Annotated in this window: 8 protein-coding genes and 1 pseudogene; 8 read left to right on the plus strand and 1 reads right to left on the minus strand. The window is 60.9% G+C overall.

The features are described 5' to 3' along the window. Positions 1 to 14: 14 nt before the first annotated feature. Positions 15 to 1,442, minus strand: a complete 1,428-nt coding sequence (tolC, locus tag L1P05_RS01005) for an outer membrane channel protein TolC (RefSeq protein ID WP_012847069.1) — start codon at positions 1,440 to 1,442, stop codon at positions 15 to 17. Positions 1,443 to 1,657: 215 nt separating this feature from the next. Here tolC and nudF point away from each other — a divergent pair, with 215 nt between their 5' ends. From nudF to ftsP, 8 genes and pseudogenes are all read left to right on the plus strand, one after another. Next, complete coding sequence (gene nudF, locus L1P05_RS01010) at positions 1,658 to 2,287, plus strand: ADP-ribose diphosphatase (protein WP_012847070.1); 630 nt, start codon at positions 1,658 to 1,660, stop codon at positions 2,285 to 2,287. Between the two features lie 177 nt (positions 2,288 to 2,464). Further along, positions 2,465 to 2,515, plus strand: a pseudogene (locus tag L1P05_RS17540) (DUF1249 domain-containing protein); the annotation flags it as partial. Positions 2,516 to 2,713: 198 nt separating this feature from the next. Then, positions 2,714 to 3,541 (plus strand): 3',5'-cyclic-AMP phosphodiesterase, encoded by an 828-nt coding sequence (gene cpdA, locus L1P05_RS01015; protein ID WP_012847071.1) that lies wholly within the window; start codon positions 2,714 to 2,716, stop codon positions 3,539 to 3,541. Positions 3,542 to 3,543: 2 nt separating this feature from the next. Continuing rightward, positions 3,544 to 4,125, plus strand: coding sequence for an esterase YqiA (gene yqiA / locus L1P05_RS01020; protein ID WP_012847072.1), 582 nt, complete (start codon positions 3,544 to 3,546; stop codon positions 4,123 to 4,125). Positions 4,126 to 4,231: 106 nt separating this feature from the next. After that, positions 4,232 to 6,127 carry a DNA topoisomerase IV subunit B gene (gene parE / locus L1P05_RS01025; protein WP_012847074.1) on the plus strand — a complete coding sequence of 632 codons (1,896 nt, stop codon included), beginning with the start codon at positions 4,232 to 4,234 and terminating at the stop codon, positions 6,125 to 6,127. Between the two features lie 185 nt (positions 6,128 to 6,312). Then, positions 6,313 to 8,589 (plus strand): DNA topoisomerase IV subunit A, encoded by a 2,277-nt coding sequence (gene parC, locus L1P05_RS01030; RefSeq protein ID WP_012847075.1) that lies wholly within the window; start codon positions 6,313 to 6,315, stop codon positions 8,587 to 8,589. A gap of 90 nt (positions 8,590 to 8,679) precedes the next feature. Next, positions 8,680 to 9,423: a 1-acylglycerol-3-phosphate O-acyltransferase gene (locus tag L1P05_RS01035; protein ID WP_012847076.1), complete on the plus strand. Its 744-nt coding sequence runs from the start codon at positions 8,680 to 8,682 to the stop codon at positions 9,421 to 9,423. Positions 9,424 to 9,471: 48 nt separating this feature from the next. Beyond that, entirely contained in the window at positions 9,472 to 10,890 is a 1,419-nt protein-coding gene (ftsP, locus tag L1P05_RS01040) for a cell division protein FtsP (RefSeq protein ID WP_012847077.1), read from the plus strand. The last annotated feature ends 207 nt before the right edge of the window (positions 10,891 to 11,097 follow it).

Here is an 11,097-nt window from a genome sequence, read left to right on the forward strand (position 1 = left end):
TGCGCCGCCGCTATTTAGCGTACGCCGCCGCCGGGGATCGGTCCATTGGCTTTGGCGGCCTGGGCCGCATCGTCAGGGGCAATGCTGTCGGCCGCCGTCGGGACTGGTTTACTCAGATCGCCGTTGAGCGCCAGCAGATCGTTCTGGTTGAGCGTGCCCAGCGCATACTTGATGTTCAGCTGGCTGATCAGGTAGTCATAGCGCGCGTTGGCCAGGTTCTGCTTGGCGTTGTACAGCGCCGTGGTGGCGTTCAACACATCAACGATGGTGCGGGTACCCACCTGATAGCCGGCCTGGGTGGCGTCCAAAGAGCTTTGGGCTGAGACCACGGCCTGCTTATAGGCCGATACGCCGCTGATGGCGGCAGAGATGTTGTTGAAGGAGGAGCGGACATTCTGCACCACGCTGCGGTGGGCGCTGTCCAGGGCCTCGCTGGCGCCGACAAAGTTGTACTGCGCCTGTTTCACCTGTGAGTTGGTGGCGCCGCCGGAGTACAGCGGCAGGTTAAAGCTCAGGCCCACGGTGTTCTGTCCCTGATAGCTGCTACCGTTGCCACCCCGCAGCGTTTCTTTCTGCGCGTTGGAGAGGGAGTTATAGTCGGTATTGCTGACGCCGGTGGAGGCCGTCAGGTTCAGGGTCGGCATATAGCCGGTTTCGGCATACTTGATCTGCTGACGCGCCAGGTCCTGGCTCAGACGGGCGCTTAACAGCTGCAGGTTGCGCTTCTCTGCCTCTTGCAGCAGCGCTTTCACATCGTCAGGGCGCTTGGTGCTGAAGCGATCGATATTCAGGGCGGAGAGCTGTGGATAGTACTGACCGGTGATCTGGCGCAGGGCCTCCAGCGAGTTATCCAGATTGTTGCGTGCGCTGACCTCTTGGGCCAGCACCTGATCGTACTGCGCGCGGGCGTTCTGTACGTCGGTAATGGCCACCAGGCCGACGTTGAAGCGCTGGGTTGTCTGATCGAGCTGATTGTAAATCGCCTGTTTGTTGGCTTCGGTATACGTCAGCTGATCGATGGCGCGCAGCACGTTAAAGTAGGCGGTGGCAGTATTCAGCATCAGCGTCTGTTCAGAGGACTGATAGGAGACATCCTGAATCCCGGCCTGCTTTTCAGTCAGCGAGAGCTGACGCCATTTGGACATATCGAAGATTGTCTGCGTCAGCGCCAGGCTCGCCCCGTAATTATTTGAGTTCAGGCCGCTGCTGTCGCGAAAGCCGTTGGTATAGGTATAGTCAGCGCCCAGCCCCAGCTGCGGCAGCAGCGGGCTGCGGGACTCATTGATCTTTTCAAACGCAGCGTCGCGGTTAGCGGCGGCCTGACGGAGATCCGGGTTGCTTTCTTTGGCCTGCTGATATACCTGCATCAGGTTTTCTGCCTGACTTAATGCACTGAAGCCACTGAGGCTTAGGCCAATAAGAAGAGGGAGCAGTTTCTTCATTTGCATTCCTTGTTATGCAGAAAATATGGTTAGCGTGGCACAGACCTAACGTCTTAGACTGCTAATTTTACCAGAGAGCGTCCTCTGGGACGGGTGGCCGAATGTGCCATTCTTGCTAAATCATCCAAGTTTAAGAGCGCTAACCGTCTCGTTAAAGTGTACGACTTACTTAGGTTCAGGTCCGGTGCTCTTTCAATCAGTAAGGATATTACGTTATGTGTGTCGACAAACCCAGCCCCGTCACCTTCGGTAAAGATGATGTGGAAATTATTGCACGGGAAACCTGCTACCGTGGTTTTTTTTCACTCGATCGCTACCGTTTCCGTCACCGTCTGTTTAACGGCGAAATGAGCGGCGAAGTGGTGCGCGAGGTCTTTGAGCGCGGTCATGCGGCGGTGCTGCTGCCTTATGATCCGCGCCGCGATGAAGTGGTATTGATTGAACAGCTGCGGATGCCCGCCTACACCAGCAGCCGCACACCCTGGCTGTTGGAAATGGTCGCGGGGATGATTGAGGTGGGTGAAAGCGTAGAGCAGGTGGCCCGACGTGAAGCGCAGGAGGAGGCCGGGATCACCGTGGGGCGCTGTCAGCCGGTGCTGAGCTATTTGGCCAGCCCGGGAGGCACCAGCGAGCGGTTGTCCATTGTGGTCGGTGAGGTTGATGCGGCCACGGCATCCGGGGTGCATGGACTGGCGGAGGAGCATGAGGATATTCGCGTCCACGTGGTCAGCCGTGAGCAGGCATACCGCTGGGTCGAACAGGGGGTCATCGACAACGCGGCGTCGGTGATCGCCCTGCAGTGGCTGGCGCTGAATCATTCGCGTTTGCGGGCGCAGTGGGCCTGAGCGGACGGCGAGCGTACGGATCTGTAAAAATTCAGACTCTCGGGGGATTGCCGGATTGGCGCGAGAGCCGATACCATTAACGCGACTCTCTGCCGTGGCCGGGCACCTCGCGGGGCCGTGGCCGACAGCCTCTGTCCCGGCGCGTTGCCGGCGACGCAATGGCGCGCATACCGTGTTATGGAATTGTGTGCAATACAGCAGATCTCCCGATTTAAAGCACGTTATGATAACCCGAATAAAAAGTTGCATCAGTGCGATGAAAAGCATCAAATTAACTGGATTTCGGCAAACGGATGCTCCGCAGGGGGGGGGCGCAGACGCCGGGGTGGCGCTTATGCCGAGCGTTTTTTTAACTGTTCATTTCGATTTAGCCGTGTAACCACTGTTTTGCAGGTTCTGACAGACTCAAGTCATAAAGGACGTTATTTGGAAAGCCTGTTTCATCTGGCCGTAGCGAGTGGGGCGCCGGTCAGAATATTGCAAATTACTGATACCCACCTATTTGCAGGGCAGCAAGAGACCCTGCTGGGGGTCAATACCTACCGCAGCTATCAGGCCGTGCTGGCGGCGATCCGCGCCGAGGCGCATCCGTTCGATCTTATCGTCGCGACGGGAGACCTCGCGCAGGATCACTCCGCTGCCGCCTATCAGCATTTCGCCGCGGGTGTTGCCGCGCTGCACAGGCCCTGCCTGTGGCTGCCGGGGAATCATGATTTTCAGCCAGCGATGGTCGACGCGTTGGCGCAGGCCGGTGTACACGCAAACAAGCGGGCTCTGCTGGGGGACCGCTGGCAGATCGTATTGCTGGACAGCCAGGTCGTTGGCGTGCCGCACGGCGAGCTGAGCGATTATCAGCTCGAGTGGCTGGAGCAGACGCTGGCCAGTGAACCGCAGCGCCACACGATGCTGCTGCTGCATCATCATCCGCTCCCCTCAGGCTGTACCTGGCTGGATCAGCACAGTCTGCGCAATGCGCACGCGTTGGATGAGATCCTGCGGCGCTATCCCCAGGTCAACACGCTGGTGTGCGGCCACATTCATCAGGAGCTGGATCTGGACTGGAACGGCTGTCGCCTGCTGGCGACGCCGTCGACCTGCGTTCAGTTCAAACCGCTGTGCACTAATTTTACCATTGATACCATTTCTCCGGGCTGGCGCTATCTGACCCTGTATCCTGACGGGCGTGTGACCACGGCGGTGCATCGCCTGGCCAGCAGTGAGTTCAGGCCGGATTTGGACGCAGACGGCTATTGATAATGCCTACTCTTCTCTATCTTCACGGTTTTAACAGTTCTCCCCGCTCTGCCAAAGCGACGGCGCTGCAGCGCTGGCTGGCCGAGTACCACCCACAGATAACCATGCTGATCCCGCAGCTGCCGCCGTACCCCGCCGATGCGGCGCAGATGCTGGAGGAGCTGGTGATGGAGCGCGCGGGGCGTCCCCTAGGGCTGGTAGGCTCCTCTCTTGGGGGGTACTATGCCACCTGGCTTTCCCAGTGCTTCACCCTGCCGGCGGTGGTCATTAACCCGGCGGTAAAGCCCTTTGAGCTGTTGCTGGACTTTTTGGGGCAGAATGAGAACCCCTACACCGGGCAACAATATGTGCTAGAGTCACGCCACGTCTTTGATTTGAAGGTGATGCAGGTGGACCCTCTGGAGTCACCGGATCTGATCTGGCTGCTGCAGCAGACCGGTGACGAAGTACTGGATTACCGCCAGGCCGTGACCTACTACACGCCATGCCGCCAGACCATTGAAGAGGGTGGCAATCACGCCTTCGTCGGGATTGAGCGCTTTTTCCCGCAAATCATAGACTTTTTGGGGCTGAGCGCGGAATAGCGCGCCACCGGCCGATACCGACGGGTGGGTAAAGCAGGGGATGCGCTAACGGTCTCCCCTGCTTTTCCCATCTGATTGATAAACATCTACTTTTACGAATCATAAGATGACGCAATCCAGCTATAACGCTGACGCCATTGAGGTGCTCAGCGGTCTTGAACCCGTGCGCCGCCGTCCGGGAATGTATACCGATACCACCCGCCCCAACCATTTGGGACAGGAAGTGATCGATAACAGCGTTGATGAGGCGCTGGCCGGTCACGCGACGCGTATTGAGGTGATCCTGCACCCCGATCAGTCGCTCGAGGTGATCGATAACGGGCGCGGGATGCCGGTCGACATCCACCCGGAGGAGGGCGTTCCAGCCATTGAGCTGATCCTGTGCCGCCTGCACGCCGGGGGAAAATTCTCCAACAAGAACTACCAGTTTTCCGGCGGCCTGCACGGCGTGGGGATTTCGGTAGTCAACGCCCTGTCCCGCCGGGTCGAAGTGAGCGTACGCCGCGATGGTCAGATCTATCAGATGGCGTTTGAAAACGGTGAAAAGGTGGAGGATCTGCACGTCAGCGGCACGGTGGGGCGGCGTAATACCGGCACCAGCGTACACTTCTGGCCCGATGCGCAGTTCTTTGACTCCGCCCGCTTCTCGGTTTCGCGTCTGACCCATTTGCTGAAGGCGAAAGCGGTGCTGTGTCCCGGCGTGGAGATCCTGTTCCGCGATCTGGTCAACGGCAGCGAACAGCGCTGGTGCTATCAGGATGGTCTGACCGACTATCTGATGGAGTCGGTCAATGGGCTGGTGACGCTGCCGGAGCAGCCGTTTACCGGTACCTTTGCCTCCGATACCGAGGCGGTCGACTGGGCGCTGCTGTGGCTGCCGGAGGGCGGGGAGCTGCTGACGGAGAGCTACGTTAACCTGATACCGACCCCGCAGGGCGGAACCCACGTTAACGGCCTGCGTCAGGGGCTGCTGGATGCGATGCGTGAATTCTGCGAGTTCCGTAACCTGCTGCCGCGCGGCGTCAAGCTGACCGCCGACGACATCTGGGAGCGCTGCGCCTATGTGCTGTCGGTTAAAATGCAGGATCCGCAGTTTGCCGGGCAGACCAAAGAGCGTCTCTCCTCACGCCAATGCGCTGCCTTCGTCTCCGGGGTGGTCAAGGATGCCTTTAGCCTGTGGCTGAACCAAAACGTGCAGTCGGCCGAGCTGCTGGCCGAGCTGGCGATCAACAGCGCCCAGCGCCGCATGCGCGCGGCAAAGAAGGTGGTGCGTAAGAAGCTGACCAGCGGGCCCGCGTTGCCGGGTAAGCTGGCGGACTGCAGCGCTCAGGATCTGAACCGCACCGAGCTGTTCCTGGTCGAAGGGGATTCGGCGGGCGGCTCGGCTAAGCAGGCGCGCGATCGTGAATATCAGGCGATCATGCCGCTGAAGGGAAAGATCCTGAATACCTGGGAGGTCTCTTCCGATGAGGTGCTGGCGTCGCAGGAGGTGCACGATATTTCGGTCGCTATCGGTATCGATCCGGACAGCGATGACCTCAGCCAGCTGCGCTACGGCAAAATCTGTATCCTGGCCGATGCGGATTCGGATGGACTGCATATCGCCACGCTGCTGTGCGCGCTGTTCGTTCGCCATTTCCGCCCGCTGGTGCAGGCGGGCCACGTCTATGTCGCGATGCCGCCGCTGTACCGTATCGATCTCGGCAAAGAGGTGTTCTACGCCCTGAGCGAGGAAGAGAAGGCCGGGGTGCTGGAGCAGCTGAAACGCAAGAAAGGCAAACCCAACGTACAGCGCTTTAAAGGGCTGGGCGAGATGAACCCGCTGCAGCTGCGTGAAACCACGCTGGATCCCAATACTCGCCGTCTGGTACAGCTGACCATTGAGGATGAGGATATGGAGCGTACCGTTGCCGTCATGGATATGCTGCTGGCCAAAAAGCGCGCCGAAGATCGCCGCAACTGGCTGCAGGAAAACGGCAATCTGGCTGAGCTGGACGTGTGACGCATCCCGCCATACATCCGACAGGCTGCCCGCGGGTGGCCTGTTCTGTTTTCTCCTTAAACGGCGCCGCCCTGCGCGACGCGCTGTGACAGTCGGACAAAAAATACGTTACTATCGCGGCCATTGCATGATTTTACTGCGATCGTCTGTCCTGCGGGACAGCGGCCGCGTCCAGAGGATGACCAATGAGCGATCTGACTCATGACAACAGTGAGCGTGTAGCGCTCCATGCGTTTACTGAAGACGCCTATCTGCAATACTCCATGTACGTCATCATGGATCGCGCGTTGCCCTTTATCGGCGACGGGCTGAAGCCGGTTCAGCGCCGCATCGTGTATGCGATGTCTGAGCTGGGGCTATCCGCCAGCGCAAAATTTAAAAAGTCGGCGCGCACCGTCGGTGACGTGCTGGGTAAGTACCACCCCCACGGCGACAGCGCCTGCTATGAGGCGATGGTGCTGATGGCGCAGCCCTTCTCCTATCGCTATCCGCTGGTGGATGGGCAGGGGAACTGGGGGGCGCCGGACGATCCGAAATCGTTCGCGGCGATGCGTTATACCGAGTCACGTCTGTCGCGCTACGCGGAGATTTTGCTCAGCGAACTGGGTCAGGGCACGGTGGACTATGTCGCCAACTTCGACGGCACGCTGCAGGAGCCGAAATTCCTGCCGGCGCGGCTGCCCAACATCCTGCTGAACGGCACGACCGGCATCGCGGTCGGCATGGCGACGGATATTCCGCCGCACAACGCGCGTGAGGTCGCGGCGGCGCTGGTGGCTCTGCTGGACAATCCGCAGAGCTCGCTGGACGATCTGCTGACGCACATTCAGGGGCCGGATTTCCCGACCGAGGCAGAAATCATCACGCCGCGTGACGAGATCCGTAAGATCTACCGCACCGGTCGCGGATCGGTACGCATGCGGGCGGTATGGCGCAAAGAAGAGAGCGAGATCGTGATCAGCGCGCTGCCGCATCAGACCTCCGGCGCCAAGGTGCTGGAGCAGATAGCCAGCCAGATGCGCGCGAAGAAGCTGCCGATGGTCGACGATTTGCGCGATGAGTCGGATCATGAAAACCCGACCCGTCTGGTGATCGTACCGCGCTCGAACCGAGTCGATCTCGATCAGCTGATGAATCACCTGTTCGCCACCACCGATCTGGAAAAAAGCTACCGTATCAACATGAACATGATCGGTCTGGATCGGCGTCCGGCGGTGAAAGATCTGCGTGAGATCCTCAGCGAGTGGCTGAGCTACCGCCGTGAGACGGTGCGTCGCCGCCTGAACTACCGTCTGGAGAAGGTGCTGAAGCGCCTGCATATTCTAGAGGGTCTGCTGTGCGCGTTTTTGAATATCGACGAGGTGATCCACATCATCCGCAGCGAGGATGAGCCCAAGCCGGTGCTGGTGGCGCGCTTTGGCCTCAGCGATACCCAGGCTGAGGCGATTCTGGAGCTCAAGCTGCGTCACCTGGCCCGTCTGGAAGAGGTGAAGATCCGGGGCGAACAGGACGCGCTGGCGCAGGAGCGGGATCGCCTGCAGACGCTGCTGGCCTCCGAGCGTAAGCTGGGCACGCTGATCAAGAAAGAGATCATGGCGGATGCCGAAACGTACGGCGACGCACGGCGTTCGCCGCTGCAAGAGCGTTCTGAAGCGCGGGCGATGAGCGAGCACGACTTTGTCCCGAGCGAACCGGTGACCATCGTCCTGTCCGAAGGGGGCTGGGTGCGCAGCGCCAAGGGGCATGATATTGATCCGAGCGGGCTGAACTATAAGGCCGGCGACGCTTTCCGCGCCGCCGCGCGCGGCAAGAGCAACCAGCCGGTGGTCTTTATCGACTCCAGCGGACGCAGCTATGCCCTCGATCCGCTGACGCTGCCGTCGGCGCGCGGGCAGGGTGAGCCGCTGACCGGTAAGCTGACGCCGCCGCCGGGGGCAACCATCGAACACGTACTGATGGCTGCGGACAATCAGAAGCTGCTGATGGCCTCCGACGCCGGCTATGGCTTTGTCTGCACCTTTAGCGATCTGGTCGCGCGCAACCGCGCAGGCAAGGCCATGCTGACGCTGCCGGAAAATGCCAAGGTGCTGACGCCGCTGGAGATTAACGGTGACGATGACATGCTATTGGCCATTACCGAGGCCGGACGGATGCTGATGTTCCCGGTGCACGATCTGCCGCAGCTCTCCAAGGGCAAGGGGAATAAGATCGTCTCCATCCCCGCGGCACAGGCCGCCGCCGGTGAGGATACGCTGAAATGGCTGCTGGTGCTGGCGCCGCAGACATCGCTGACGCTGCATGTCGGTAAGCGTAAACTGGTGATGAAGCCGCAGGATTTGCAGAAGTTCCGCGCCGAACGCGGGCGTAAGGGAACCCTGCTGCCGCGGGGGCTGCAGCGCATTGAGCGGGTGGATGTGGATGCGCCGCAGTCGCTGCGTCTGGACGCCGACGGCGACGCGTAATTCCAAGGCCGCCCAGCGGCGGCCGAAGAGGGCCTGCGCCGCGGCGACCGCGCCGGGCGTGTGGCCCGCTATTCTGTTTATGAGGTTGTTATGCTATTCATTTTCCGGGTCATACTGATCACGCTGCTGTGTCTCGTCATCTGCATTGTCGGCTCGCTGTATTGCCTGTTCAGCCCGCGCAACCCGCGCCACGTCGCGCGCTTTGGCCACTGGTTCGGCCGCTTATCGCCGCTGTTTGGCCTGAAGGTTGAAACGCGTCTGCCGCCGGACGCCGCGACCTATGGCAACGCTATCTATATCGCCAACCATCAGAACAACTACGACATGGTGACCGCCTCGAATGCGGTGCAGCCGAACACGGTGACCGTCGGTAAAAAGAGCCTGGCCTGGATCCCTTTCTTTGGGCAGCTGTACTGGCTGACCGGTAACCTGCTGATCGACCGTAAGAACCGTACCAAGGCGCACAATACCATCGCCGCCGTAGTGGAGCAGTTCCGTACCCGTCGCATCTCATTCTGGATGTTTCCCGAGGGGACCCGCAGCCGCGGGCGCGGCCTGATGCCGTTTAAAACCGGGGCATTCCACGCGGCGCTGGCCGCCGGGGTGCCTATCGTGCCGATCTGCGTCTCCAGCACCCACGATAAGGTGAAGCTCAATCGCTGGAATAATGGCGTGGTGATCGTGGAGATGCTGCCGCCGATCGATACCAGCCGCTGGGGTAAAGATCAGGTGCGTGAGCTGGCTGAACACTGTCGTACCCTGATGGCCAAAAAGATAGAGCAGCTGGATGCCGAAGTCGCGGCGCGCGAGGCGCAGGCGGGTAAACGCGCCTGACGTCGGCGTGGTCTGGCCGGACGCTATTTTTGATTTACGGGAGAAGTTATGTCACTCAGTCGACGTCGGTTTATTCAGGCCTCCGGGCTGGCGCTGTGCGCCGGCGGACTGCCGCTACAGGCTCGGGCGAGTGGGGCGCAGGCCGTGCTGCCGGTGCCGCCGTTGTTGGAATCACGCCGCGGTCAGCCGCTGTTTCTGTCGCTGGAGCGTACGCATTGGGCCTTCATGGGGGGGCGCAAAGTGGGCACCTGGGGCGTGAACGGCGTATATCTGGGGCCGACGGTCAGGGTGCACAGCGGTGACGATGTGAAGCTGATCTACAGCAACCGGTTGAGCGAGTCCGTAGCGATGGAGGTCGCCGGTCTGCTGGTGCCCGGCCCTCTGGCCGGGGGGCCCGCGCGCCAGATGTCGCCCGGGGTCGATTGGTCTCCGGTTCTGCCCATTCGCCAGGCGGCGGCGACGCTGTGGTATCACGCGGATACGCCGCGGCATATGGCGCCCCAGGTCTATAGTGGCCTGGCCGGCCTATGGCTGGTGGAGGATCAGTACAGCAAGAATGCACCGCTGCCGAATCACTATGGGGTGGATGATTTTCCGCTGATCCTGCAGGACAAGCGTCTGGATAACTTTGGGGTTCCCGAATACGATCCCCCCTCTTCCGGCGGTTTTCTGGGCGATACCCTGCTGGTCAATGGCGTACAGGACCCTTATGTTGAGGTATCGCGCGGATGGGTACGCCTACGCCTGCTCAACGCCTCCAACGCGCGCCGCTACCTGCTGCAGCTCTCCGATGGGCGACCCTTCTTCGTGATCGCCAGCGATCAGGGGCTGCTGCCGGCGCCGCTGCAGGCCGACACCCTGCCGCTGGCGCCGGGCGAGCGCCGGGAGGTGCTGATCGACATGAGCAAAGGCGAGGAGATCTCTATCACGGCCGGCGAGGCCGCCGGGATAATGGATCGCCTGCGCGGGCTGTTTGAACCGTCGTCGATGCTGGTGTCTACCCGGGTGTTGACCCTGCGTCCTACCGGGCTGCTGCCGCTGATGACCGATACCCTGCCGGCGCGTCTGGCCGCCGATCCGCTGCCGGAGGGGGACGTCGTCAATAACCGCAGCATCATGCTGGGCAGTGCCTCCAGTCCGGGGATTAACGGGGCGCTGTGGGATCCGGGGCGTATCGATGTACAGGCGCGCCAAGGTACCTGGGAGCGTTGGACGGTGCGCGCCGATACGCCGCAGTCTTTCTACATTCAAGGGGCCCAGTTCCTGGTGAAAAGCGTCAACAACGCGCCGCCGCTGGTGGAGGATCGCGGCTGGAAAGACAGCGTCTGGGTTGACGGCGAAGTCTCGCTGCTGGTCTATTTCCCGCAGCCCTCATCCGAACACTTTCCGTTTCTGTTCTACAGTGGAACCCTGGAGCTGGCCGATCGCGGTAGCGTCGGCCAGATGGTGGTTCAGCCCGCCCAATAGCGGTCGATCTCCCCCGCGGGCGCAGTGCGCCGTTCGCGGGGGTGTCCATTGCGGCGCGCGCTTTAGCGCCTACGCGCCGGATCCTTCCCCTACGTCGTCGCGCGATGCTGACGATCTCCCCCGCCATTCCTCCGCCCTCCGCTACATGAAAAAGCCTCAACTGCCGCGCCGTCGCTATCCACTTCAGCTGTGCTAGGATGGAAAAAA

Source organism: Edwardsiella piscicida (assembly GCF_021733145.1).
Taxonomy (GTDB): Bacteria; Pseudomonadota; Gammaproteobacteria; order Enterobacterales; family Enterobacteriaceae; genus Edwardsiella; species Edwardsiella piscicida.